The organism is Streptomyces sp. NPDC088252, assembly GCF_044740965.1.
Lineage (GTDB): Bacteria > Actinomycetota > Actinomycetes > Streptomycetales > Streptomycetaceae > Streptomyces.
Map to the genome: position 1 here is coordinate 1 of NZ_JBIURS010000035.1, position 23,941 is coordinate 23,941.

Annotated in this window: 20 protein-coding genes, 1 tRNA gene and 4 pseudogenes; 11 read left to right on the plus strand and 14 right to left on the minus strand. The window is 69.9% G+C overall.

What is annotated here, in order from left to right:
• Positions 1-163 precede the first annotated feature (163 nt).
• From ACIOHC_RS39370 to ACIOHC_RS39380, 3 genes and pseudogenes are all read right to left on the minus strand, one after another.
• Positions 164-564, minus strand: a pseudogene (locus ACIOHC_RS39370) (ThuA domain-containing protein); the annotation flags it as partial.
• A 205-nt stretch (positions 565-769) separates the two neighbouring features.
• Positions 770-1,672 (minus strand): transketolase, encoded by a 903-nt coding sequence (locus ACIOHC_RS39375; protein WP_351082604.1) that lies wholly within the window; start codon positions 1,670-1,672, stop codon positions 770-772.
• 58 nt (positions 1,673-1,730) lie between these two features.
• Positions 1,731-2,432: a transketolase gene (locus tag ACIOHC_RS39380; RefSeq protein ID WP_351082602.1), complete on the minus strand. Its 702-nt coding sequence runs from the start codon at positions 2,430-2,432 to the stop codon at positions 1,731-1,733.
• A 127-nt stretch (positions 2,433-2,559) separates the two neighbouring features.
• On the opposite strand from ACIOHC_RS39380, the gene ACIOHC_RS39385 reads away from it, so the two are divergent.
• A tRNA-Pro gene (locus ACIOHC_RS39385) sits at positions 2,560-2,633 on the plus strand.
• On the opposite strand, the gene ACIOHC_RS39390 is transcribed toward ACIOHC_RS39385, so the two are convergent.
• The 3 genes from ACIOHC_RS39390 to ACIOHC_RS39400 all read right to left on the minus strand — a co-directional run bounded on the left by ACIOHC_RS39390 (position 2,599) and on the right by ACIOHC_RS39400 (position 4,539).
• Complete coding sequence (locus ACIOHC_RS39390) at positions 2,599-2,883, minus strand: tyrosine-type recombinase/integrase (protein WP_351082599.1); 285 nt, start codon at positions 2,881-2,883, stop codon at positions 2,599-2,601. The two genes, ACIOHC_RS39385 and ACIOHC_RS39390, sit on opposite strands and share 35 nt — an antisense overlap.
• Positions 2,884-3,598: 715 nt before the next feature.
• Positions 3,599-4,255: a hypothetical protein gene (locus ACIOHC_RS39395; RefSeq protein WP_401846354.1), complete on the minus strand. Its 657-nt coding sequence runs from the start codon at positions 4,253-4,255 to the stop codon at positions 3,599-3,601.
• Positions 4,252-4,539, minus strand: a complete 288-nt coding sequence (locus ACIOHC_RS39400) for a hypothetical protein (protein ID WP_389638337.1) — start codon at positions 4,537-4,539, stop codon at positions 4,252-4,254. Before ACIOHC_RS39400 ends, ACIOHC_RS39395 begins: the two co-directional genes overlap by 4 nt.
• Before the next feature lie 537 nt (positions 4,540-5,076).
• Between ACIOHC_RS39400 and ACIOHC_RS39405 the strand changes: the two genes are divergently transcribed.
• The 3 genes and pseudogenes from ACIOHC_RS39405 (at position 5,077) to ACIOHC_RS39415 (ending at position 8,649) form a co-directional block, all read left to right on the plus strand.
• Positions 5,077-5,601: a DUF3592 domain-containing protein gene (locus ACIOHC_RS39405; RefSeq protein WP_351082593.1), complete on the plus strand. Its 525-nt coding sequence runs from the start codon at positions 5,077-5,079 to the stop codon at positions 5,599-5,601.
• Between the two features lie 817 nt (positions 5,602-6,418).
• Positions 6,419-6,985, plus strand: a pseudogene (locus ACIOHC_RS39410) (transposase family protein); the annotation flags it as partial.
• 323 nt (positions 6,986-7,308) lie between these two features.
• Entirely contained in the window at positions 7,309-8,649 is a 1,341-nt protein-coding gene (locus tag ACIOHC_RS39415) for a phosphatase PAP2 family protein (protein ID WP_401846356.1), read from the plus strand.
• A 905-nt stretch (positions 8,650-9,554) separates the two neighbouring features.
• Here the strand turns inward: ACIOHC_RS39415 and ACIOHC_RS39420 are convergent.
• Together ACIOHC_RS39420 and ACIOHC_RS39425 are read right to left on the minus strand one after the other, a co-directional pair.
• Positions 9,555-10,055 (minus strand): molybdopterin-dependent oxidoreductase, encoded by a 501-nt coding sequence (locus ACIOHC_RS39420; RefSeq protein ID WP_351082591.1) that lies wholly within the window; start codon positions 10,053-10,055, stop codon positions 9,555-9,557.
• Between the two features lie 147 nt (positions 10,056-10,202).
• Positions 10,203-12,017, minus strand: a pseudogene (locus tag ACIOHC_RS39425) (xanthine dehydrogenase family protein molybdopterin-binding subunit); the annotation flags it as partial.
• Positions 12,018-12,129: 112 nt separating this feature from the next.
• Between ACIOHC_RS39425 and ACIOHC_RS39430 the strand changes: the two are divergent.
• Entirely contained in the window at positions 12,130-12,441 is a 312-nt protein-coding gene (locus ACIOHC_RS39430) for a PucR family transcriptional regulator (RefSeq protein ID WP_389638432.1), read from the plus strand.
• 13 nt (positions 12,442-12,454) lie between these two features.
• On the opposite strand, the gene ACIOHC_RS39435 is transcribed toward ACIOHC_RS39430, so the two are convergent.
• Both ACIOHC_RS39435 and fusA read right to left on the minus strand, forming a co-directional pair.
• Positions 12,455-12,850: a helix-turn-helix transcriptional regulator gene (locus ACIOHC_RS39435; protein WP_351082588.1), complete on the minus strand. Its 396-nt coding sequence runs from the start codon at positions 12,848-12,850 to the stop codon at positions 12,455-12,457.
• Between the two features lie 306 nt (positions 12,851-13,156).
• Positions 13,157-13,804, minus strand: a pseudogene (gene fusA / locus ACIOHC_RS39440) (elongation factor G); the annotation flags it as partial.
• Between the two features lie 71 nt (positions 13,805-13,875).
• Between fusA and ACIOHC_RS39445 the strand changes: the two are divergent.
• A complete protein-coding gene (locus tag ACIOHC_RS39445; RefSeq protein WP_351082586.1) occupies positions 13,876-14,508 on the plus strand; it encodes a methyltransferase domain-containing protein in 633 nt (210 codons plus the stop codon).
• A gap of 39 nt (positions 14,509-14,547) precedes the next feature.
• Here ACIOHC_RS39445 and ACIOHC_RS39450 read toward each other — a convergent pair whose 3' ends face one another.
• Together ACIOHC_RS39450 and ACIOHC_RS39455 are read right to left on the minus strand one after the other, a co-directional pair.
• On the minus strand, positions 14,548-14,850 hold the full coding sequence (locus tag ACIOHC_RS39450) for a hypothetical protein (RefSeq protein WP_401846358.1): 303 nt from the start codon (positions 14,848-14,850) through the stop codon (positions 14,548-14,550).
• 121 nt (positions 14,851-14,971) lie between these two features.
• On the minus strand, positions 14,972-15,844 hold the full coding sequence (locus tag ACIOHC_RS39455; protein WP_401846361.1) for a DUF2510 domain-containing protein: 873 nt from the start codon (positions 15,842-15,844) through the stop codon (positions 14,972-14,974).
• Positions 15,845-16,069: 225 nt separating this feature from the next.
• Between ACIOHC_RS39455 and ACIOHC_RS39460 the strand changes: the two genes are divergently transcribed.
• The 5 genes from ACIOHC_RS39460 (at position 16,070) to ACIOHC_RS39480 (ending at position 20,917) form a co-directional block, all read left to right on the plus strand.
• Positions 16,070-16,849: a crotonase/enoyl-CoA hydratase family protein gene (locus tag ACIOHC_RS39460; RefSeq protein WP_351082581.1), complete on the plus strand. Its 780-nt coding sequence runs from the start codon at positions 16,070-16,072 to the stop codon at positions 16,847-16,849.
• 252 nt (positions 16,850-17,101) lie between these two features.
• Positions 17,102-17,836, plus strand: coding sequence for an FCD domain-containing protein (locus ACIOHC_RS39465; RefSeq protein WP_351082579.1), 735 nt, complete (start codon positions 17,102-17,104; stop codon positions 17,834-17,836).
• A 158-nt stretch (positions 17,837-17,994) separates the two neighbouring features.
• Positions 17,995-18,762, plus strand: coding sequence for a (Fe-S)-binding protein (locus ACIOHC_RS39470; RefSeq protein ID WP_401846363.1), 768 nt, complete (start codon positions 17,995-17,997; stop codon positions 18,760-18,762).
• Positions 18,759-20,288, plus strand: coding sequence for a lactate utilization protein B (locus ACIOHC_RS39475; protein WP_401846365.1), 1,530 nt, complete (start codon positions 18,759-18,761; stop codon positions 20,286-20,288). The genes ACIOHC_RS39470 and ACIOHC_RS39475 overlap by 4 nt, the downstream gene beginning before the upstream one ends.
• Entirely contained in the window at positions 20,285-20,917 is a 633-nt protein-coding gene (locus tag ACIOHC_RS39480; RefSeq protein ID WP_351082574.1) for an LUD domain-containing protein, read from the plus strand. The genes ACIOHC_RS39475 and ACIOHC_RS39480 overlap by 4 nt, the downstream gene beginning before the upstream one ends.
• 65 nt (positions 20,918-20,982) lie before the next feature.
• Here ACIOHC_RS39480 and ACIOHC_RS39485 read toward each other — a convergent pair whose 3' ends face one another.
• Both ACIOHC_RS39485 and ACIOHC_RS39490 read right to left on the minus strand, forming a co-directional pair.
• The gene (locus ACIOHC_RS39485) at positions 20,983-22,884 is read right to left on the minus strand and encodes a DUF2264 domain-containing protein (RefSeq protein WP_401846367.1); all 1,902 of its coding nucleotides are present in this window, start codon (positions 22,882-22,884) and stop codon (positions 20,983-20,985) included.
• Positions 22,881-23,921: a hydroxyacid dehydrogenase gene (locus tag ACIOHC_RS39490; protein ID WP_351082570.1), complete on the minus strand. Its 1,041-nt coding sequence runs from the start codon at positions 23,919-23,921 to the stop codon at positions 22,881-22,883. Before ACIOHC_RS39490 ends, ACIOHC_RS39485 begins: the two co-directional genes overlap by 4 nt.
• Between the last annotated feature and the right edge of the window lie 20 nt (positions 23,922-23,941).

A 23,941-nucleotide genomic window follows, 5' to 3' on the forward strand; every position in this document is an offset into this window, starting at 1 on the left:
ACACCCAAGCCCTCCTCCGCCTCGCCCGCCAACGCACCAGCGTCCTGTTCGCGATGCTCCGAGACGGCACCTTCTACGAGTCCCGAACCCCCACCCTCGCCGCATGACCAGGATGAAAACCCTCAAAACCGGCAGCGCGAACTTGACGAAGGACATAGAGGCACCCCCCCGCACGGACGTACTTCTGCAGCGCCGCCCGCTCGTCGGCGTTGAGCAAGTCCCCGGACCCCGGCGTGGAGTTGGTGTTGTTGAACACGACCGCCTGGAAGCGGGCGAGATCGGTGTCGTTGAAGACGGCGGAGTCGTCGGTCGCCTCGACCTCGAATCCGTTCTCGGCGCCGAGCTTCTTGATCGCTTCGACTCCGGCGGGAATCGAGTCGTGCCTGAAGTTGGTGACTTCGGAGTAGACCAGGACCCGGAAGGAGGCCGCCTGGGCCCGGGGCGGCGAGGCCACGAGAAGGCCGACGACCAATGCCAGGAGTGCGGTGAGGGCGATGAGCGGGGACGGAGACCGGGACCGTCTAACGGGCGGCCGGGCGGCCGGGCGGCCGGGCGACGGACGATGACTCATGGGCGCTCCCTGTGCGGTAGATGCAGACTGCGGGATGTAGAAAGCGCTTTCTGGAGTGCATCGTTCAGATTAGGTTCAGCTCTTGATGGGGTCAATGGGTCGGTGGTGCACGTCTGTGACGTCGCCAGAGCCTCGGTGCACGGGGTGCGGGCCGGTGGCTGCGGGCCGGTGGCCCCAGGCCCGCAGCCACCGGGCCGGTCACCGGCGGAGGAACGCGCCGATGCGTTCCCGCAGGCCACGCGTGTCCAGGCCGTGGGCGGCGAGGTGCTCGTCCATCTGCCCGTACTTGCGCAGCTCGGTCCGCCCCACCCCGAGGCCCAGCACGCGGTGGGGCAGCTCCACGAGCGCGTCATTGACGGCGGCGGTGGACGTGCCCGCCAGATACGGCTCGACGATCACCACATCGGCGGCCCCGCGGCCACCGGCCGCCCGGCGCAGCCCCGCCCCGTCGAACGGGCGGACCGTCGTCGCGTACAGCACGGACACGTCGAGGCCCTCGGTCGCCGCGAGGACGTTGTCGAGCATCGGCCCGACCGCGATCACCACCCCGCCGGTCCCTTCGCGCACCGTGAGGAACCCGGCCGTCGCGCCGACCGGTCGGGCGTGGTCGTTGGACTGCAGCGACAGCCGCACATACACCCGGCCGTCCCCGGCCGCGGCCTGCCGCAGCAGCGCCTCGGCCTCGTCGGGGTGGCCCGGCACCTGAATGGTCCAGCCGTCGAGGGTGTCCAGGAGGGCGACATCACCCGGTGCCATGTGCGTGAAGCCGCCGGCCGGCCAGTCGTACGAAGCTCCGGCGCTCACCAGCACCCCGCCCACTCCCTGGTGTCCGAAGTCCAGCTTGACCTGCTCGAACGGCCGCTCCACGAGAAAACTGGCGAAGGTGTGCACGATCGGTCGCAGCCCGGTGAGGGCGATCCCGGCCCCCGCGCCGACCAGCAGCTGTTCCCTGATGCCCACATTGACGACCCGGTCCGGATGGGCCCGCTCGGCCCCTTCGAAACCGTCCCGGCTGATCTCGGCCAGTACCAGCGCGAGGCGGGGGTCCTCGTCCAGCAGCTGCGATGTGGTCGAGATGAAGCGGTCACGCATCGTGTCCATGTGAAGTGTCCCTCTCCGATTTCGTCGGTGCCGCGTCTTCGGTCCTCGCCCGACGCGTTCAGTTCTTGGGGGCGACCCGTGCGACGACGACGCGCGGTCGTCCGGGATGGGCGGCCGTGAAGGCCGCGTGGAGCGCCTCGTGGTCCCGGCCGTCGACGGACTCGACCGACCAGCCGGCGGCCTCGAACCGGGCCGCGATCCCGCCGGGCCGGCCGTAGGACGCCGACGCGTTGTCGATCACCACGGTGTGCAGCTGCTCCAGCCCGGCCGGGCCCGCGTAGGCGAGCGCCTCGTGGTTGCTGCCCTCGTCCAGTTCTGCGTCCCCGATCAGCACCCACACCCGGGGGTCGGTCAGCCCCTGCGCCCGCAGGCCGAGCACGCTCCCCACGGCCAGCGGGAGCCCGTGCCCCAGTGACCCGCTGCCGATCTCGACGCCCGGCACCAGCGTGCGGTCCGGATGGTGCCCGAGCGGCGAGTCGTACGAACCGAAGCCGGGCAGCAGCTCCTCGTCGAAGAAGCCGTGCGCGGCCAGGACCGCGTAGTACGCCATCGGCCCGTGCCCCTTGGACAGCAGGAAGCGGTCGCGGTCGGGTGCGTCGACCGTGCCGGGTGTCACCCGCAGCACCCGGTCGTAGAGCACCCAGAGGGCGTCCAGCGTGGAAGTCGCGGCGGGGCCGTGTTTCTCGTCCCCCGTCATCAGGCCCATCAGCCGGTTCATGTCGCCGTAGTCGGCCGTCGGTGCGGCAGTCGTCCTCGTCATGGGTCCAGCGTGAAACATCAAGCTCGGTTGAGGTCAAGCGGGGAAAGTGGTTCGAGACCACCCGCCCGAGTGCGGTATTGTTCTCATGCGCGTTCGGCCAGGAGGAAACCCCAGGTCAGACGAGTATCGGGACGTGGCGCAGCTTGGTAGCGCACTTGACTGGGGGTCAAGGGGTCGCAGGTTCAAATCCTGTCGTCCCGACTTGTTTTTTCGCAGGTCGCAGGCGGTATCGGAGAAATCCGGTACCGCCTTTCCGTGTTTCTTGGGCGTGGCCGGCGTTGGTGATCTGGGTCATGTCGGGGTGGAGGTAGCGCTGGGTGGTGAGGAGGGAGCCGTGTCCGGCGATTTTGCGGAGGACGTGGGCGGGGACGCCGACGTCGGCGAGCCAGGTGAGTCCTGTGTGGCGGAGGTCGTGGCGGCGCAGGTGTTCGTGGCCGAGTGAGGTCACCACCTCGTCCCAGTGGGTTGCGTCCCGTGGGACGGCGGTGGAGATGCGGCCGCCGCGGGGGCCCGGTGAAGAGCCGCGCGTCAGGGTTGGGGCCGACGGCGAGGATGCGTTCGGGGATCATCGGGCGGATTTCCTCGATGAGGGGGACTTGGCGGGCGCGGTTGCCTTTGGTGTTCTTGTCGATGAGTCCGCCGGGTGCGGGGGTGGTCTGCCGGCGGACGGTCCAGATCCAGTTCTCGGTGTCTATGTCGCAGGCGCGGATGCCGGAGACCTCGCCGATGCGGGCGGCGGTCGCGGCGGCGAAGACGACGACCTCGCGCCATCCTCGGTAGTGGTCGTGGGATCGGTCGGTGAGTGCCTGGTCGAGGCGGAGCAGGGTGGGCCAGTCGCGCAGGGCGAGGGCGCGGGGGTTGTCGAGTTCGTCCTCGGCCTGTTTGTCCTCGCGCTGCAGCCGGTGACTCGGGCGGGGTTGACGGTGATGATCCCGTCGCGGACGGCTTGTTCCATGACGCGGACGAGGACGGCGAGGCTGTTCTTGACGGTGGAGCGGCTGTGTTGGTCGGTGATCCAGCCGTGGACGGTGCGGTCGACGGCGCCGTTGGTGATCATCCGGGCGGGGAAGTGCCCGAGGGCCGGGACCACATGGCAGCGCCAGCCGGCGAGTCGGGAATCTCCGCCGGCCGTCACAACTACGGCGTGTGCGACAGCCGTTCCTCGGTCACTGCTGCGAGTTCTCCGGATCTTGCCGCAACTGGTCGAGAAGTTGGTTGATGGCTGCCTTCGCCTCCATCACCGACGCGCCGGTCGCCTTCCGCCAGGTGTTGATCGCCTGGATGCGATCGCCCGAGCGTACGTGGGCAACGGCCAGCCGCGCGTGGAGGGGATAGCCCGGCAGTCGGGCGGGAACGGGTCGGCCGCGTGGCTCGCCGCCGCGGCCGCTGGGGTCGAGCTCGTCGAGTGAGGAGTGCAGTCCATCGATCGGTGCCCGCTCTGTCGGCTGTGCGGTGCGGACCGCCACGAGCTCCCAGCGGAAGTCGGTCTGCTCGGACCGGTCCTCGTCCAGTCCGATGCCCAACAGCCCTGGATCGTCGATCAGCCGGCAGACGTTGTAGGCAAGATCGTGCTGCATCTGCCGCACCACATCGGTCAGATCGTCCGGATCCGCCCCGCACGCCAGGATCCGGTGCAGCGCCGCAGCCGATGCGCTGCCGGGAACGCTCCCCTGTTCGTGGCCTCGTAGCCAGGACTCGATCCACGACGGGGAGCCGTCGGTGTAGGCGTCCTCGTCGACAGCCATGTTCCACACGGTGGTGAGGAACGACTGGCGTGCCTGCGTCGGCCAGTCATCAGGATGGGGATCTCCGTCTTCGGTCATGAGCCAACACTGCCATCCGTTGGTGAGGGCGTTGCCGACGGGACGGCCGGGTTGCGCCATCGCTGCCCGCTTCCTCCACTGTCACCTGGAACTGCAACTGCCGGACCGTACGAGGCTTCCGGACGGAGGATGTCGTCGAGGTTGGCCTGCGTGAGGAGTCCAGGCGCCAGGACGATGTCGGCGACGGTGCGGCCGGTGACGAGCGCTTCCTGTGCGGCGGCGCTCGCCCGGGCGTAGCCGATGTGCGGGTTGAGGGCGGTGACGATACCGATGGTGTTCTCCACCGTGGCCCGGAGGTGGTCGCGGTTGGTGGTGATGCCGAGGACGCAGCGCTCCGCCAGCGTCAGGCATCCGGCCTGGCCGCCGGTGAGTAACCTTGAGCGGGATGGTGTACCGCCGAGCGGTGCCCGTAACCGGAGGCGAGGGGCAGGCGGATGCTCTGGTCAGTTGCGGAAGCGTGAGGCTTCCCTGGGCCGGCGGTCGACCTCGACCGGCGGCGTTACACCCCTGGGCGACACGCCTGACACCTGGGTTCAGCGGGGGTACCCCACACAGCGGGAGCCACGTCCAGCAAGTCCGTCTCGTTGACGGCTCGTTGCTCGTCGTACCAGATGACAGCCAGTGGGACATCGAAGAGGAACTCGACGTTCGTGCCGTAGTACTTCGCCTTGTTCTCAGATTTCCGAGGACACCCAGGTCGGTAGCCGATGGGGATGACGGTCCGCACTTGAGGTGTGGTCCATCGGTCTACCACGGAACGATCACGCCCCGGATGGACGGGGTAGACCGGTATCGACTGATTCAATTACGTCAGGGAGCCGATGAGTACGAAGCCCGCACGTCCACGCAATCTGCTCACGTATCTCACGATCACGTCCATCACCGTGATCGTCGCGGGGTTGTGCGGTTTCGTCACGATCATCGCATTCACGATACCGAACCACACCAAGGTGATATCCATCTTGAAGAGTCGCGGGGTCCAGACTCACGCGGATGTCACGAGATGCCGGCAAGCTCTCCACGACGAAAACGGCGGCGAGCTGTCTGTCACCTGCTGGGTACGCTTTACCCCGTCCGGCGGGCGTTCCGTTGAGTCGCCACTGAAATTCAAGACACGTCAAGTAAGAGACGGCTACACCATGGTAGTCGTGTACGATCCGACGGATACCGGCACGGTCGCCCTTCCCTCAGACCTCGGCTACTGGAATACTCTCACCAGGAACACCCTCGATTTGCTTTTGCTGGTCATCTCGGCGGCAATGGTTCCGCTGGGAATCGCAGGTCTCGTCCTGCGGAGACTTTTCGGGAGTTTCACGAAGCGGTACACGGAAAATTTCGATGATTGACCACGCTGCCGCTCGGCACCTCGGTCCGGAGGCCGCCCAGGCCATGGCTCAGGCCTGGAATCGAGGCAAATCTTCCGAGCAGTGAGCATGCGCCCGGCACATGGATGCCGAGCGTGCACTGTACGCCGGAAGTAACCGCGGCTCGCACATCATCGATCTCTGGTTCGGTGCGGGTTGTTGTCCCAACAGAGCTTTCACCGGAACGACAGCCTCCCGAGCGGACCCACATAACCTCATCCTGCAACGCGTTGACGCTCAGCAGATGGATTCCTCTTGATCAGGTCTCAGTTGCGTACTCCTCCGGATTTCCAAAATCTCGTCGATGGATACTTCGAGGAAGCCCTCAAGACTCGCTGTGATGTAGTTCATCTCATCCGGATCGTGCGTGCACGCGACGATCGTGGCCGGGTGCATCTCTCTCCGCAGGGGAATATCCCCGTACCAGGGTTCCCGCCCCTCGCCGAACTCGGCGAAGGGTAGCCAGTCAGCACTGAGCCGTCCGCGCCAGGTCAACCGGAGCCGCTCGGTCAGTATCCGGCAGGCGCGGGCCAGCGGCGTTCGACGCCGATCGAGTCCAGTTCGGTGGTGAATTCGTCCAGGCGCTCGTTCTCCGGCACTGTCACGTTGGCTGACGGGTGGGATGATCTTCGGGTCGATCGCGGTGGAGGGGGTTGTCGGTGGGCAGTACACCGCCGTCGTACAAGGAGCCTTTTCCAACCTGGCGGTGCTGGCCGCGTGTTGGAAGGATCTGCGGAACGACGAAGCTCCTGGTAGACGGGTTCACGACCAAGCTCGCCGCAACCACCAGGAGCTTCGCGTGCTTGTCCACCCGTCGTCGATCGACCTGTCCGGTCGCACCCTGCGGTGCCTGACCGGACGGCTCGCTGTGCGGCGAGGGGTGATCGGGACCCGATGGCGGCGTTTGACTGCGGGTCGTCAGGCTCTCCTCGCCCTGGCCCATCTGCGGTGCGGTGACACGTACGCCCAGTTCGCCGCGGGGTTCGGTATCGGCATCGCGACCGTATGCCGCTACATACGCGAGGCCGTCGAGGTATTGGCCGGCCTCGCGCCCACCCTGGCCGAGGCGATGCACATTGCGCGGACCAAGGCGTTCGTGATCCTGGACGGCACTCTGTCGTCGATCGACCGGATCGCCGCTGACACCCCGTGCTACTCGGGCAAACATTGACGTCACGGCATGAACGTCCAGGTCCTCACCGATCCCTTCGGGCGGCTGCTGCGGGCCTCGCCCGCGCTGCCCGGTTCCACTCACGACCTGACCGCCGCCCGCACCCACGGCATCGTCGACGCACTCACCGAGGCCGGCCTCAAGTGCTGGGCCGACAAGGCGTATCAGGGCGCCGGCGGCTCCATCCGGGCACCAACCGCATCACCGCGATCGTCCAGGCCGTTCTCGTCCTTCATCACGCGTCAGCGTGAGATTGGAAAAGGCTCACTGTCGCCGTCGAGCTCGCCCCGACACCCGCCCTCCCGTCCACCGAGCCGCCCGCGCCGCCCTAATCCGGGGCCGTGCGGGGCGCGCGGCGTTCCATGTCCGCCGTGGCCGCGGGAAAAGGGGAGCTGATCGCTGTATTCGGCGTACCTGTGATCAGTGAAACGCACCCGTTCCGTTAGCATGTTCGAGCTCGCAACGATCACATTGAAATATGACAAAGCAGCTGAAAATTGATATCTACAGTAACGCGAATGATTTCGCGAATAGACGGCAGAACTAGGTTCGCTGCATGGCGTCAACCACGCGTCATGCTGTGGGTCGCGGTGAGTGTGGCGGCCCTCGGATTCCTCATTGCACTGGAGGTCGCCGCGCGTCGGTACGGCGAGCCGGGGCCGATCACCGACCAGGCGCGAGAGGTGATATTCGCCCCCAAATCGGGGACGGTGTTGTACGTCAGTATGGCGTTGATGATGGTGGTGCTCACCTGGCGGCAGCGGTTCATCGCGGCCGGCGCCGCGATCGGCATCGACGTCGTCTTCTGGCTCGTGCGGCGGGCGGTCGACGCCGAGATGATGTTCGGCAACGGCGCGTTGTGGGTGACTTTGGCCTGTGCCGCCATCGCTGTCACGCGCCGCACCGACCGGGACCGCGTCCTGCTGCTGAAAGGCGTCGGACTGGCCCTGCTGCTGGTGGCCGGCCGCAAGACCGGCTACACCTGGCTGCTGATCACGTCGAAGACCCGCCCGGCGGTGCTCGACCAGTACGTGGCAACCGCCGATCATGCGTTGGGTAACCCGTCGTGGCTGGTAGGCCGGATTGTCGCGGCCACCGGCACGGTCGGCGCCCACGTTCTCGACTGGGTCTACATTCAGCTCGCGGTGGCCGCGGTCGTCGTCGCGCTGTACCAGCTGCGCAACGTGGCGGTCGAGCGCCGCTTCCCGGGCCATCATCTGGTGCGTACCTTTCTGGTCATCGGCCTGCTCGGGCCGGGCATCTACATGATCTTCCCGGTGGTCGGACCGATCTTCGCCTATGGCGCGGACGGGGGGCACTGGGCGGTGGCCAACCTGTGGCCGGACACGCCGCCGCCTGTCAATACCCCGCACCCGATGCTCTTCGACGAGATCACCCCGCGCAATTGCATGCCGAGTCTGCACACGGCGTGGGCTACCGCGATCTTCATTCATTCCCGCAAGGGCCCGTGGGCTCTGCGATTCGCAGGCACGTTCTGGCTGATCGCCACGCTCGGTGCAACGCTGGGCTTCGGCTACCACTACGGAGGGGACATCGTCGCCGGTGTGGTGTTCACACTCACGATCGAGACGGCGCTGCGCTCGCTCGACCGCGGCTGGGACCGGTCGGGAATCCAGCTGGTCGTCTACGGTGCCGCAGTCTTCGCCGGGCTCTTGGCGTCGTATCGCTATCTGTCGGTGGAGATGGCCGGACATCCGTGGGTGTTCGGGCCGCTGCTCATTCTGGCGATGACCTCAGTGGTCTACGGCTACGTACGGACCACCAAGCTGTGGGACCGGAAGGCCGCGTCGGCGTATCTGCCGGAACCGCGACGCGAACCGCAGCCCGAACTGGTTTGAGTCATGTTGCAGCGGGTCGCTGGCTGAGCGCCTCCCGGGTGGGGCCGGGAGCGTGGCTGAGCGTTCTGGTTGGCCAGTCCGAGCGCTTTCGTCGGCGACTGTCCGCTGTCGGCGTCGCTCGCGCTGCCTTCGGCATCGCCACGGTCGCCGTCGATGGAGGCCCGGACGCATGGGGCATGGGGCTGGTGATGGGGACCCGTCCGGATGCTCCTGTTGCCGGCCTGTGTGAGGTCAGCGCGTGGCGGGCTCGGTCGCGGCCTGTTTCCGGGCCGGGATCAGGTGGGGGACGAGGTTCCGACGAGCTGCCCTTGCCGGCGATTCCCCGACCTTGTTCCGGCGCCCCTTCGTCATGCGGCCGGTGAAGGGCTTCATCTCGAAGATGAAGTCCGCCGGCGTCCGCGCCGAATTACTGATCGCTCGACCAGTACCGACCTCCAGGGGCGACCGGGTCCGGGCTTGGGGGCCAGTTGGGGACCACAGGGTATGCCCGGTGCCGCACGGTGTGCCTCGCCATGCACGATCTGCCTCGGTGAAATGTGTGATCTATTCGGAAAATTCCCCTCGCTCGCACTCCTGGGGGTCAAGGGGGCGCAGGTTCAAATCCTGTCGTCCCGACTCGAACGAGTCGTGGTTGGAGGGGCTGTTCCGGAGAAATCCGAGCCAGCCCCTCGACCATGTCCGGGGACGGGCGGAGGCCGACGCCCTCGACCGTGCCGGCGGGTGACCTCGATCGGGCTCGGCACGGAGTACGGGCCGCGCGGCGTGCCGGGAAGGCGGCGCCCGCGTTCGTCGTTGCGGGGCACGGCCGGGTCACGGACGGGTCCACGCCGGTGCAGCGGTTCGCGCGGTCGGTGGCCGATGCCCGGTGGACGTGCGGCCCGGTCGGAGGACGGCGTCCCGGCGCCTCAGTCCTTTCGCGAGGGGGCGCCGGGCATGCGGCAGGCGCCGATCCAGATGGTCGTGACGGCGCTGACGTAGCGGGCGCCGCAGCGGTCGGACGGGACGACGAGCTGGGTGCCGGCCGTGTCGAGGTCCTCGTCGTCCATGCACGTCGCGAGGAGCATGGGGGCGTTGCCGAAGTCGGCGTCGATCTCCGCCCACGACAGAACGGTGTGGTGGCCGTCGCCGCCGCTCACGGCGAGCAGGAAGCGGGAGCGCTCCTTGCGCCGCACCGGGTCGAAGCGCGGCCGCGTCCGGCTCACCACCTCGCGCAGCAGCGGTCCTTCGAAGGTGTGATGCTGCGGCCCGGCGGTCGCGCAGTCGAATACGACGTCGGCACGGTGCTGGGTCCAGCCCTGCCGCAGGTCGGCGACGGTCAGTGTCGTCGGAAGGGCTACCTCCCCCCAGAGTGCGAAGGTGCCGTGCCGGGCGGTGGTCGAATGCGGTGGAGTGCTGAGCCGGCTCATCGTCAATCCCCTTCGGGCAGTCGGTGCCGCGACTGCGCCCAGTGATACCCGACCGCCCGGGGCGGGAATCGTGATTGCCACCCAAAACACGCTGTTTCGCGTGTGATTGTGAGCTTGCTACGAGTGAAGCGATCGCATTCTCCGGGTTCATGAACCAAGATGCCGGTCCTCGGCGGCGGTGTGTGCGTGCCGGCTGAGAGCGAGCCAGACGCGATCGCGGGTGAGGGGGAGTTCGGTGAAGCGGATCCCGGTCGCATCGCGCAGAGCGTTGGCGAAGGCGGGCGCGACGGGGTTGAAGGGGCTCTCGCTCATGGACTTGGCGCCGAGCGGGCCGATCGCGTCGGTGGTCTCCGTGAAATGGACCTCGGTCCGGGGGACGTCGGCGTACTGGGGGAGCCGGTGGCGGCGGAACGCGGCCGTGGTGACCTCGCCGCGCTCGTCGAGTCGTACGTTCTCGAAGAGGGTCGCCCCCCAGTGCCTGCGCCACCCCGCCCTCGACCTGCCCGAGGCACTGCATCGGGTTCATGACCTTGCGGGCGTCGGCGGCGTGGACACTGCGCAGGATGCGGATCTCTCCGCTGCCGGGATCGACGGCGATCCGGAACCACTGGGCGTTGAAGGCGACGGAGCGGGGCGAGCCGCCCCAGTGGCCGTCGGCGGCGAGTTCGTCCGCGGCGCCGGTCGTGTGGGCCACCTCGTGCAACTCCTTGAGCGTGACGAGCCGGCCGGCGCAGTCGACGGCCTCGGCCCCGAGCGCGCACAGGTGCCGCGCCACGCCGGTGTGGCGGGCGGCGAGCGTGCGCAGCCGCTCCGCGAGCGACTGCGAGGCCAGCAGAACGGCCTTGCCCGCGACCACGGTGCCGGCGGAGCCGAAGGCCCCGGTGTCGTGGCGCACGACGTCGGTGTCGGACTGCCGGATCGTGACCCGTCCCTCGGTGGTGTTCAGGGCGCCGGCGGTGATCTGCTTGTGGACGGTGGTGGTGCCGTTGCCGAACTCGGCGGTGCCGACGGCGATGTCGTCCGTGCCGTCGGGCAGGAGGGAGACGCGGGCGTCGGCGTAGTGGCCGCCGGGCGGGCCGGTGGCGATCATGGCCATTCCGGTGCCCTGGCCGGTGAGCCACCCCTCGGGCACGTCCTGGTCGCCGGTGTCCTCGGCGATGGCCCGACGGACCACGGACAGGCACTGGTCGAGTCCGTAGGAGGCGATGTGCAGGTCCTCCTCCTCGCCGACGGGGCTGTGCATCGGCTCGCCCGGACCGCTGATGTCCTGCTCGCGCAGGACCAGCGGATCCATGCCGAGACGGCGTGCGAGCTCGTCCATCACGGACTCGACGGCGAAGGTGACCTGGCCTAGTCCGTACCCCCGGAATGCGCCCGCGGGAACGGCGTTGGTGTAGACCGAGTAGGCGTCCACCTTCTTGTGCGGGGCGCGGTAGACGGCGAAGGACTCACCCACGCTGTGGAACATGACGGCCGGGCCGTGGTTGCCGTACGCGCCCGTGTTGGAGACCACCCGCATCTGCACGGCGGTCAGGGTGCCGTCCGCGCGGGCCCCGACCTTGATCCGATGATGAAGGGATGCCGGGTGGTCGCTCCGTGGAACTGCTCGGCGCGGGTGTACTCCAGCTTCACCGGCCGACGCAGCTTCAGCGCGGCAAGCGCCACGATGTCCTCGGTGAGCATCTCCTGCTTGCCGCCGAACCCGCCGCCGACGCGGCCCGCGACCACACGGACCTCGTCCTCCGGCAGGCCGTACAGCGCACACAGGGCGCGACGGGTCAGGAACGGCGTCTGGGTGGAGGAGCGCACGGTCAGGCGCTCGCCCGTCCCGTCCCCCTTCGGCTCGAAGTACGCCACGCAGCCGTGGGTTTCGAGGCTGGCGTGCTGCACGCGCTGAGTGCGGAAGGTCTCCTCGTGCACGACATCGGCCTCGGCGAAGCCCTGCTCGACGTCGCCGATCTCGCACGCAGGGGTCAGCCGGCCCGTCACCGCCCCCGAGGAGCTGGGCACGGCCCTCGCGCAGGCCCGCCACGCGCTCGCCGCGGCCCGCACGACGGCCCCGCACATCGCGCGGGTGGCAGCCGTCGATGACCTCTCCAGCCTGGAGACCCTGGTGGCGGGCGTGCCCCACGACGTGCGGGCCGTCTACCGCGAGACGGTGCTCGGCCCGCTCCTGCACGCCGATCGAGCCTGGAACGCCACGCTGCTCGCGACGCTCGAAGTCTTCCTGGCGCACAACTGCTCCTGGGCCAGGACCGCAGAGGCCCTGCACCTCCACGTGAACACGGTCCACTACCGCATCCAGCGCATCGAAAGCCTCACGGGCCGGGACATCTCCCGCCTCGACCACAAGCTGGATCTGCGCGCGGCACTGCTGTGCCGCTGACGAGCGCGGGGGATCAGGGCAGATCGATATGGACGTTCGTCGACTTCACCCGCGCGGTGACAGTGACCCCGACGGCCAGCCCGAGTTCGTCGACTGCCTCGCGCGTCACGAGCGACACCAGCCGGTGCGGCCCCGACTGGACCTCCACCTGTGCCGCCACGTCGTCGACCCGTAGAGCGGTCACGATCCCCGCGAAGGAATTGCGCACGGATGTGGGCAGTTCGTCCGGCACGGCGTGCAGGCCGGACCCACGCTCCTTGGCGAAGGCCGCCAGACTCGCTCCGTCGATCACCCGGTTGCCCGAGCCGTCCCGGCCCATGCGCAGCCTGCCGCCGTCCGCCCACCGGCGGACGGTCTCCGAACTGACTCCGAGCAGCCGCGCTGCCTGCCCAATGCTGTACGACGGCACAACCGCACTCTAGGCCACAAACCCTGGGCCCCTGCGCGCCGAACACCGCGAACGGCGCGCAGGGGCCACCCGCGGACCCCGCCGCACCGGGGCGTGAGAGCCGTACGGTCCCGGTCGGTGGGGTCCGCACGCAGTCAATCAGCGAGCGGCGTCCCGGTTCGACCGGTCGCGTTCACGAACACGGGTGCCGAGTGCCGTACCGGGCCCGGTGGATCGACCAGGGCGGCTCGGTCACGCGGCCGGCATGGCCACTGTGCATGCGGCGGCCGTGCCGGCCCCGCCCGCGAACGGGCAGGGCCGGCACGGTCACTGCCGGGCCGATGCCCCGGCGGATGACACCGCGCTCGGCACCGGGGCGTAGCCGGTGGCCCGGGTGGTGAACGTTCCCCGGCCACGGGTGCGGCTGCGCAGCCGGGTGGCGTAGCCGAACAGCTCCGCCAGCGGCACGGCAGCGGTGATCACCGAGGTGCCCGCCCGCGCCGTCGAGCCCGAGACCCGGCCACGCCGTGCCGCCAGGTCGCCGAGCACCCCACCCACGGCGTCGTCGGGCACGGGGACCGTGACCTCGGCCACCGGTTCCAGCAGCACCATCGCGCTGGTGCGCAGCGCTTCCCGCAGCCCGAGGCGGTCGGCCGTCCGGAACGCCATCTCCGAGGAGTCCTTGGAGTGGGTCGCCCCGTCGGTCAACGTGACCCGGAGCCCGGTCACCGGGTGCCCGCCCAGGGGGCCTTCGGCCAGGGCGTCCCGGCAGCCGGCCTCCACCGCACGGGCGAACTCCTGCGGCACCCGGCCACCCACGACGGTGGACCGGAACACGAAGTCCGTCGCCCCGCCACCGCCGTCGTCACCCGTGGCCTCCCACGGCTCCACATCGAGGACGACATGAGCGAACTGGCCAGCGCCTCCGTCCTGCTTGACATGCCGGTACACCAGCCCGGACACGCCCCGGACCACCGCGTTGAACGGCTTCTCGAAGGATGGAACGATCCCGGGAGCCGTCCCGGACAACGGAAGGAATCACATCGATGGACGACGACCACGGCCTCGCCGCCGCCAGGGTGTTCGACGCCCTGGGTGCTGAGTACGAGCGGGCGTTCGCCGGATCCGCCACCCACCATGCCTCACTGCGGCGGCTGTTGGAGCACCTCGCACCGCACAGCCGGGTCCTGGACGTGGGCAGCGGAACGGGCCGGCCGACCGCACAGGTCCTGGCCGAGGCCGGTCATGACGTGCTGGGCGTCGATGTCTCACCCGTCATGGTGGAACTGGCGGCGGGGCAGGTGCCCGGTGCGTCCTTCGAGTGCGCGGACATTCGTGAACTCTCCCTGGAAGAGGGAAGTTTCGACGCGGTCTGCGTGTACTTCTCCTTGCTGCAGATGTCCCGCGACGACCAGTCCCGACTGCTGCGGAAGCTGGCGCGGCTGCTGGTGCCCGGCGGGCACCTGGTCGTCGCGACGGTACCGGTGGACGCCGAGGACGTCAGTGTGGTCTTCATGGGACATGAGGTGCGGGCGACCAGCTTCGGCGCCGAGGAGTTCACCGAGTTGGTCGCCGGCGCCGGATTCGCGGTCCTGTGGGAGCAGGCCGGCCTGTTCACCCCGGCCCATGAAGCGGCGGTGGCCGAGCCCCAGTTGTTCCTGCACTGCCGACGGGACTGATGCTCGGCTTCGCCCGGGTGCGCCGGGCGCGTGGTTGTCTCAGCGCTCGCGCGACGGTACCCCGGGGCACCGTCGCGCGAGCGCGCGTGGGCGCTTGTACGCGATCAGCGGGCGCTTCCACCCGCGCAGCGCATGCCTGCCGCATCGGCCCAATTGCGTGGGCGACACGGGTACGGGCTGCCCGCCCCTGGTGACCATCGCGTTGACCGGTGTCATGGGGTCCGTCGCCATGGACTTGGCGAGCAGCACACCGATCACCAGCGGGGCCAGGGTCACGGCCAGGGCCGTACCTGCCGTGGTGACGTGCTGCAGGCGGGGGCGGTGCGGTGCGTCAGGAGCCATGGCAGCCATTCGACCAGCCACGGCCCGCCGGTGAATCGGGCGACGTACTCAGCCGGTTGATCTCTTGTACTCACACCCGTCTACGGCACCCGCCCGCTCGGTGTGATCGCGGTCCGCGCTCCTATGCGGTGGTGCCGGGGCCCGAGCCCGTACCCGAGGCGGCCTTGATGCCCTTGGTGATGTCGTCCATGACGGACAGCGCCGGTGCCTTGGCGTTGATGTCGAAGCCGGAGCGGACGACGATCAGCATCTCCTTGGAGCGGGGGGACGGAAAGGCCAGCGACTGCACGTACCCGTCGTCGCCGTTCTTCGTCACCACCTTCCAGCGCACCAGGTAGCCCTGCTGGCCGGCCACCGTGACCGGCTCGGACTTGAGTTCCTGATGCGAGGCGATGCCCCCGTAGATCTTCTCGCCGTAGGACTCCGTGGCGTTGGCGGAGATGTCCTTCGTCGCCGTGGCCTTCGCCGTGGTGGTGTCGAGCCCCAGGGCCGTCGCCGGCATGGAGAAGACGCCGCCGCGCACACACTGCTGGGACGTGTCTCCGGGGCAGGCGTACTCACCGGTGGTCACGCCCGCCCCCGCGATTCCCGACTTGCCCTTCCAGCCGTCGGGCACGGGGAGGCTGATGCCTCCGGCCAGATCGGTGGCGTAGCCGTCCTCGGTCTGCGGCAACTGCCGCTCGGGTGCCCGGCTCTCGCCGCCGCCGCGCCCACCGCCGCCGGGAGCGCCGGAGGGCGCGGTGGACGGAGCCGTGGCCGCGTTCTCCTTGGGGCCGCCGGAAGGATCCGACAGAAGAAGGACGCCTGTCCCGATCGCGGCGAGCGCCACCACACCTGCGGTGACGCCGATGCGTATCCGCCGACGCCTGATCGTGGCGGGCGGCAGGCGGAGATGGTCGGTCCACTGGTTGCCGTCCCACCAGCGTTCCTGAACGGGGCCGATTCCTGTATACCCGGGGTCTGGATGCCAGCCGGGCGGGCTCGTCTGGGTCACGCGGCCCACGGTAGAACGGTTGCGTGAGAATCAGATGAATCCGGCCGCACCCGGACGGAGGGCCGTCACCACCTAGGTCACCCTGCGCACGGGGGTGAGGCCAGGCGCGTGCGCGCGGTGGCCGGAACAGGCTGCGAAGAACGTGCGCTTCGTGGCCACCATCCCGTACTCCCCGGTCGGGAAGATCCTCCGCCGGGACCCGCGTGACCCCTGTGGAGGGCGACGATGAGCGAGACACCTGCGGTACGGATCGAGCGCGACGGCCCCGTCCTCACGGTGGTCCTCAGCCGGCCCGAGGTCCGCAACGCCGTGGACGGCCCGACGGCGAACCGACTGGCCGCCGCCTTCCGCGAGTTCGACGCCGACCCGGATGCGGCCGTCGCCGTGCTGTGGGGCGAGGGAGGTACGTTCTGCGCCGGCGCCGACCTGAAGGGCATCGGTACGGAGCGAGGCAACGAGGTCCGGGCCGAAGGCGACGGGCCGATGGGCCCGACCCGTATGAGCCTGAGCAAGCCCGTCATCGCGGCGGTCTCGGGGCATGCCGTGGCAGGGGGACTCGAGCTGGCCCTCTGGTGCGATCTGCGCGTGGCGGAGGACGACGCGGTGTTCGGAGTGTTCTGCCGTCGCTGGGGAGTGCCACTGGTGGACGGCGGAACCGTACGGCTGCCGCGCCTCGTCGGCGAGAGCCGGGCCATGGACATGATTCTCACCGGGCGCCCCGTTCCGGCGTCCGAGGCCTGTGCCATGGGGCTCGTCAACCGGATCGTGCCGCCCGGCGAGGCCCGGCGCGCTGCGGAGCGGCTCGCCCGGGAGATCGCAGCGTTCCCCCAGCTGTGCCTGCGTCACGACCGGCTCTCGGTCAGGGAGCAGCACGGTCTGAGCGAGGCGGAGGCGCTGGCGGGGGAGTACCGGCACGGCCTGGTGCCCCTCACGGCGGGGGAGACGCAGGCCGGTGCGGACCGGTTCGGCGGCGGCGCCGGTCGGCACGGTTCGTTCGACGACTGAGCGGCGGGCCGCATCACGCGACAGCGGGGCACCGCACGGGCGGCGAGCCGCGCACGGGGCCCGGTCGGGCGCGCGGCCCGACACCGTGGTGGCGATGGTCGTCGTCGGCGGACCGCGCCCGAGCGCGACTGCCGGGCAGGCACATGATTCCGGCACTCTTTGGTCCGACCATACGTGATGTGTGACATAGTTGAAGATCGGCGGCAGACGAGACGACACCGGACGATTCCGGCCGAGGCAGGGGGTGACGGGATGCCCGTCGAGTGGCAACCCGTACGGCAGTCCCGTACGCATGAACTCGTGCTCCGGAGCATCGAGGAGCGGGTGTTCGCCGGGGAGCTCAGGGCCGGCGACCGGCTGCCGCCCGAGCGGGAGCTCGCCCCGGTGCTCGGGGTGAGCCGGTCCGCGCTGCGCGAGGCGCTGCGCGTGCTGGAGACCATCGGTGTGCTGGTCGCCCAGCCCGGCCGGGGGCCGGATGCCGGGGCGCGGATCGTGCGGAACCCCGACGATGCCCTCGGGCGGCTGCTCCGACTGCACTTCGCTCTGGGGAGCTACAGCCTCCAGGACGTCCTGGAGGCGCGTGTGGTGCTGGAGAGGTCCAGCTTCGAGGCGGCCGCACGGCACGCCTCGGAGGAAGACCTCGACGAGGCGGAGACCCTGGTCGTGCGCATGGGGGAGCCGGATGTCGCGGTGCCCGAGTTCAACGACCTGGACACCCGCTTCCATGTTCATGTCGCGCGCGGTTCCGGCAACGCGCTGACCTCCACGCTCACCTCCGCCGTACGCGAGTCGGTGCGTCCCCTGATCCTGCGCGCCCTGGAGCAGGCCGAGGACTGGCCGGCCACGGCCGCCGCGCTCAACGCGGAACACGCCGAACTCCTGCGGCTGGTGCGCGCGGGCAAGGGCGAGAAGGCCGCCGACCTGGTCGAGCGGCACATCCGCAGCCTCCACGGCACGCTGGTCGACGAGAACGCGGAGCGCCTTTGAGAGTGGGGCGTGCGCATCATCGATGCCCCTCTCCGGCCCCGCGTCTTGTCATGTATATGGCTAATGTGGCGCGCCACCCCGAGCGTCGCATCCTTCATGTTTCGGACCGAGGCTAGTATGGTCGGACCATATAGAGGGAGAAAAGATCGGAGAGACCCATGCGCATCGGACTCTTCGCCACCTGTCTGGGAGACACGCTCTTCCCCGAGGCGGTGAAATCGACCGCGGTCCTGCTCGCCCGACTGGGCCATGACGTGGTGTTCCCGCCGGGGCAGACCTGCTGCGGCCAGATGCACGTCAACACCGGATACCAGCGCGAACCCGTCCCCCTGGTACGGAACTTCGCCGAGCAGTTCGGTGACGCGACGATCGACGCCGTCGTCATGCCGTCCGGATCGTGCGCGGGCTCGGTCCGGCACCAGCACGAGATCGTCGCCGCGCGGTACGGGGACGCGGCGCTGCGCGCGGGCGTCGCCACCGTCAAGGCCAAGACGTACGAGTTGTCGGAGCTGCTCGTCGACGTCCTGGACGTCACCGACGTCGGTGCCTACTTCCCGCACTGGGTGACCTACCACCCCACCTGCCACTCCCTGCGCATGCTCCGCGTCGGCGACAAGCCGCTGAAGCTGCTCCGCGCCGTCGACTCCATCGACCTCGTCGAGCTCCCCGAAGCCGACTCCTGCTGCGGATTCGGCGGCACCTTCGCCGTCAAGAACGCCGAGACGTCGACGGCCATGCTCCAGGACAAGATGCGCAGCATCGCCACCACCGGGGCCGATGTCTGCACCGCGGGGGACTCCTCCTGCCTGATGCACATCGGCGGCGGGCTCTCCCGTATCGCCTCAGGCACCCGCACCCTGCACCTCGCGCAGATCCTCTCCGCCACCCGCACCTCGCCGTACGTCCCGACGGAGGCCGTCCGATGAGCAGCACCTTCCTCGGCATGCCCGCGACGCCGCCCCGTTCCCCGTACGGAACGGGCAATCTGCGCGGCGACCGGAAGTTCCCCGCCGCCGCCCACGACGAGCTGCGCAACGAACAACTGCGCCGCAACCTCGGCCGGGCCACCCGTACGATCCGCGCCAAACGCCTGAACGTCACCGGCGAACTGCCCGACTGGGAAGAACTGCGCGACGCCGGCTCGGCCATCAAGACCGACACCATGAACCGGCTCCCCGAACTCCTGGAACAACTGGAGCGCAAGGTCACCGAGCGTGGCGGCACCGTCCACTGGGCGCGGGACGGCGTCGAGGCCAACGAGATCGTCGCCCGGCTGGTCAAGGCGACGGGCAGCCGCGACGTCATCAAGGTCAAGTCGATGGCCACCCAGGAGATCGGCCTCAACGAGCACCTCGAATCGGTCGGCATCACCCCGTACGAGACGGACCTCGCCGAACTGATCGTCCAGCTCGCGCACGACAAGCCGTCGCACATCCTGGTCCCCGCCATCCACCGCAACCGCGATGAGATCCGGCAGATCTTCCTCAAGGAGATCCCGGGCGTCGATCCGGGCCTCGACGACGTACCCGCGCATCTCGCCGCCGCGGCCCGCGCCTATCTGCGCGAGAAGTTCATGACGACCAAGGTGGCCGTCTCCGGGGCCAACTTCGGCATCGCCGAGACCGGGACCCTCTCCGTCGTGGAGTCCGAGGGCAACGGCCGTATGTGTCTGACCCTGCCCGACACCCTGATCACCGTCATGGGCATCGAGAAGGTGCTGCCGCGCTACCAGGACCTCGAAGTGTTCCTGCAGTTGCTGCCGCGCTCCTCCACCGGGGAGCGCATGAACCCGTACACCTCGATGTGGACCGGGGTGACGCCCGGCGACGGACCGCAGGACTTCCATCTGGTCCTGCTCGACAACGGACGCACCGCGGCGCTCGCCGACCGGATCGGGCGCGCGGCGCTCAACTGCATCCGCTGCTCGGCCTGTCTCAACGTGTGCCCGGTGTACGAACGGGCCGGCGGCCATGCGTACGGATCCACGTACCCCGGGCCGATCGGCGCCGTCCTCACCCCGCAGCTCGCCGGCATGCACGCGGCCAAGGACGATCCGAACAGCTCGCTGCCGTACGCCTCCAGCCTCTGCGGCGCCTGCTTCGACGCCTGCCCGGTCAAGATCGACATCCCGTCGCTGCTGGTCGAGCTGCGCCACCAGCACACCGAGCAGGCGGGTACGACGGCGGAGAAACTGGCCATGAAGGCCGCGGCCGCCGTCATGAAGCGGCCGAAGCTGTTCACCGCCGCCCAGAAGGGAGCGGGCCTCGGCCGGGTCATCGCGGGGCGGGACGGGAAGATCTCCCATCTGCCGCCGCCGTTCAACGGCTGGAGCGACAGCCGCGACACCGCCGCCCCGCCGAAGCAGACCTTCCGCTCCTGGCTGGCATCGGCCGAGGGCGCCGCGACGATGCGGGCCGCCACCGACGAGTACCGGAAGGACGGGGAGAAGTGACGACCGCTCGTGAAACGGTGCTGGGCAGGATCAAGGACGCCCTGGCCCTCGCCCCCACCCCGGACACCACCGTTCCCCGCGCCTACCGCACCGGCCGCACCCTCCCCGACGACGAGCGGCTGGCACTCCTCACCGACCGGCTCGTCGACTACAAGGCACACGTACGCACCTGTACCGCCGACCGCACGGCGGACGCCGTCGCCGAGGCGCTGCGGGAGCGTGGGGCCCGACGGATCGGTGTGCCGGCCGGACTCGACCCGGCCTGGCTCGGCACCTACGAGGGCGAGGTCCAGCAGGACTCCGCCGCCGTCCCGGCGCCCCGCCTCGACGCGCTGGACGGGGTCGTCACCGCCTCGGCCGTCAGCTGCGCAGAGACGGGCACGATCTTCCTGGACGGCTCGCCCGACCAGGGGCGGCGGGCGTTGTCCCTCGTCCCCGACCTGCATGTCTGCGTCGTCGATCTGTCGACCGTCGAGGTCGGGGTGCCGGAGGCGGTGGCCCGGCTGGTGCCCGAACGGCCGACGACACTGATCAGCGGCCCCTCGGCCACGTCCGACATCGAACTGGAGCGGGTCGAGGGCGTGCACGGACCGCGCACGCTGGTGGTGGTGATCCGGACCGACAGGTAGGGGTGAAGAGGCCGCGCGACCACGGGCCGCGCGACCTCTTTGCTCCGAGGTCACCCGACAGGCTCTCAGCCGTGCGTGACGCTCAGCGGCTCGAAACCGATCCGGGTCGTCGTACCGTCCTCGGCCCAGCGGACCTCCACCGTGTCCCCGTTCACCCGGACCCCGTTCACCACCGTGTCCAGCGGTCCGGGGTCGGGCTCCGCGGTCAGCGAGGCGAGTGCGACCAGCACCGTCGTGCCCTCCGCGTCCGCGGACAGCCGGGGCACCACCGCCCAGCGCGTGTACGCCGTGCCCTGCGGGGCCCGTACCCCGTCCCGATTCCCCCAGCCATGCAGTCCGTGCAGTGCGGAGGTCAGTGTGTCGTCGGGGCCGGTCGCCCAGCCCGTCTGCTCCACCCGGGCCCCGGCGGGCGCGCCGAGCACCCGATGCACCCTCAGCTCGTAGCGGGCGCGTGCCACGGTGACACTCTCCACGCGCATCCCCGGCACCATCGGCGCACCGGAGGAGAAGACCGGTCGGTGCCAGGAGGCGGCCCAGCCCCAGTCGTCGCCGCCGCCGGCGCCCAGCGGGCGGATGGAGCGGCGGCCGCTGCGCGTTCCGGCGACGACCACGGCCAGGTGGTTGTCCGCCTGGTTGGCCTTCGCCGTGGGGCCCGTCACCGTGGAGTACGACTGACGGCTGTACAGCGGGTCGTCCGCCACCCCCGACTCGCCTTCGTGCGGGCGGACATGGTCGCTGCCGTGATTGTGCAGCCGTACGACTCCGTCCGCCCGGGTGGACTGGACGAGCAGCCCGGGCGCGGGCAGCGCGAGCACCCGGTCGGGGCCCTCGCTCGGCGCGGGCTCCTCGGTCGCGGTCCACAGCGGATGGCTGTCCGGGGCGAGCAGGGAGACGAAGGCCTTGGACGCCCAGTACGGCGAGGCGGGTGCCGAGTAGTTCTGCAGTGACGCCTCGTGCGGGCCGTGCCAGCCCAGGCTCAGCAGCCCGTCCGTACCGGTGGCGCCGCGGTCCAGGAAGTAGCGCAGAGATCCGTTGATCACCCGCCGCGAGGCGCCGGGCGTGAGCGGTGTGTGCCCGGTGACGGCGCCGAGCGCGACCGACGAGGCAGCCGCGAACCGGTACGTCAGCGACCGGCCGAAGTGGATCGGCGCACCGTCGCCGCCGAACAGGAGGGAGAAGCCCTCCAGATGTTCGCGCAGCCGGGAACCGTAGTGCTCGGACAGCTCGGAGTCGCCCGACAGATGTGCGTCGAGTACGGGGTAGAGGTGCAGGGCCCAGCCGTTGTAGTGGTCGAAGGCGCGGCCGTCGCCGTCCGCGTACCAGCCGTCGCCGCGGTACCAGCCCTCCAGCAGGCCCAGGGCGCGCTCCTTCGCGCGGGCCGTCTCCGCGTCGCCACGGCCCACGGACTCCAGGAACGCGGCCACGGAGTAGGGGAACAGGTACCAGTTGTTGGGCGCGGGGGTGTGGCGCAGCGCGCCGCGCAGCCACTCCTCGGCACGGTCCCGGACCCCGGACTCCAGCCGGTCCCAGAGCCATGGCCGGGTCAGCCGCAGACCGATGGCGACCGAGGCCGACTCGACCATGGGCTGGCCGAAGACGGTGTGGTCACGGATCAACGGCCAGGACTCGGTGTCGTCGCGGCCGGGGGTGAGGGTACCGGCCGCGAGTCCGTCGGCGTACCGGTCGAGCCAGCCGCGCGGGTCCTTGCCGTCCGCGCCCGCCACCCGGAAGGCGGCGGCGAGGAACGTACGCGCGTATCCCTCCAGCCCGTCGGAACGCACCCCGGAGGCGGACGGCCGGCCCGGCAGGTCCAGCAGCGCGCCGCCCGGTGTGGCCCACTGCCAGGCCGCCTTGAGCAGTCCGTCCGCCGCGGCCTCCCAGTGCGCGCGGGTGTAGCCGGTGTGCGGGCTCGACGCCCTGTCTTCGGCGGGAAGTTCGAGGGGGGAATCCGGATGGGGTGCGGTCATGCGAGGAATGCCAGCCTTTCGCGTCGTACGGGATGGGCGAATCCGTCGCCCGCGGCCCAGCGGCCGGCCTCACCGACCGCCAGATCGACCAGTCGCCGCCACTCGTTGCCCTGTGAGCCTGCGAGGTGTGGGGTGATGGTGACGTTGTCGCACTCCCAGAGGGGGTGTGCGGGAGGCAGCGAGTCGGGGACGGTGACGTCGAGGATCGCCCGGATCCGGTCCTGCCGGAGCACGTCGACGAGCGCGTCCTGGTCGATCACGGCGCCCCGTGCGGTGTTGATGAGCACGGCGTCCCTGCGCATCGAGGTGAGCAGCTCACGGCTCACGAGCCCGTGGGTGGCCGGCAGCAGGGGGGTGTGCACGCTCACCACGTCGCTGTGTGCGAACAGTTCACCGAGACCGACGGACCGGACGCCGAGCGCGGCGGCCTCCGCCTCGGAGACGTACGGGTCGTGGAGCAGGACCGGCAGGTCGTACGGTCGCAGCAGTTCGATGACGCGTCGGCCGATCATCGAGGCGGACAGGATGCCGACGGTACGGCCGTAGTTGCCGACCTCGGTCGCGGTGGCGAGCCAGTTGTCGCGGCGGCGTTCCGTCCGGTAGTCACGGGCCCGTTCCAGGGCCCGCTTGCCGGAGAGGAGGATCATCGCGACGGTGTACTCCGCCACCGGCAGCGCGTTGGCGGCGGCTGCCGACGACACCTCGATGCCGCGGTCCCAGCAGGCCTCGGTGATGTGCCCGCGGACACTGCCCGCGGTGTGGACGACGGCGCGCAGCCGCGGTGCCGCCGCCAGGGCCGCCTCGTCGAGCGGCGGACAGCCCCAGCCCGTGACCAGGATCTCCACATCCGCCAGAGTGGCGCGGGCCCGGTCGGTGGTGAAGTCGTCGAGGACGGGTGGCGGGGCGAGATCGCACACCTCGCCGAGCGCGGCCAGGGACCGGGCGTCGAGGAGGGCGGTCGCGGCGTCCGGCTTCATGGCGACGGCGGCGCGCGGTCTGTTCCGGCCGGTGGGTGGGGTGGCGTAGGTGCTGTGCATCTCTCTCCTGGTCGGGGATG

Bases quoted from the DNA above. Each gene is read 5' to 3' on its own strand.
- ACIOHC_RS39375 (WP_351082604.1), bottom strand. From the start codon at position 1,672: ATGGACACGATGCGTGACCGCTTCATCTCGACCACATCGCAGCTGCTG.
- ACIOHC_RS39380 (WP_351082602.1), bottom strand. From the start codon at position 2,432: ATGACGAGGACGACTGCCGCACCGACGGCCGACTACGGCGACATGAAC.
- ACIOHC_RS39395 (WP_401846354.1), bottom strand. From the start codon at position 4,255: ATGACCGAAGACGGAGATCCCCATCCTGATGACTGGCCGACGCAGGCA.
- ACIOHC_RS39405 (WP_351082593.1), top strand. From the start codon at position 5,077: ATGAGTACGAAGCCCGCACGTCCACGCAATCTGCTCACGTATCTCACG.
- ACIOHC_RS39415 (WP_401846356.1), top strand. From the start codon at position 7,309: ATGATTTCGCGAATAGACGGCAGAACTAGGTTCGCTGCATGGCGTCAA.
- ACIOHC_RS39420 (WP_351082591.1), bottom strand. From the start codon at position 10,055: ATGAGCCGGCTCAGCACTCCACCGCATTCGACCACCGCCCGGCACGGC.
- ACIOHC_RS39445 (WP_351082586.1), top strand. From the start codon at position 13,876: ATGGACGACGACCACGGCCTCGCCGCCGCCAGGGTGTTCGACGCCCTG.
- ACIOHC_RS39450 (WP_401846358.1), bottom strand. From the start codon at position 14,850: ATGGCTCCTGACGCACCGCACCGCCCCCGCCTGCAGCACGTCACCACG.
- ACIOHC_RS39460 (WP_351082581.1), top strand. From the start codon at position 16,070: ATGAGCGAGACACCTGCGGTACGGATCGAGCGCGACGGCCCCGTCCTC.
- ACIOHC_RS39465 (WP_351082579.1), top strand. From the start codon at position 17,102: ATGCCCGTCGAGTGGCAACCCGTACGGCAGTCCCGTACGCATGAACTC.
- ACIOHC_RS39470 (WP_401846363.1), top strand. From the start codon at position 17,995: ATGCGCATCGGACTCTTCGCCACCTGTCTGGGAGACACGCTCTTCCCC.
- ACIOHC_RS39475 (WP_401846365.1), top strand. From the start codon at position 18,759: ATGAGCAGCACCTTCCTCGGCATGCCCGCGACGCCGCCCCGTTCCCCG.
- ACIOHC_RS39485 (WP_401846367.1), bottom strand. From the start codon at position 22,884: ATGACCGCACCCCATCCGGATTCCCCCCTCGAACTTCCCGCCGAAGAC.
- ACIOHC_RS39490 (WP_351082570.1), bottom strand. From the start codon at position 23,921: ATGCACAGCACCTACGCCACCCCACCCACCGGCCGGAACAGACCGCGC.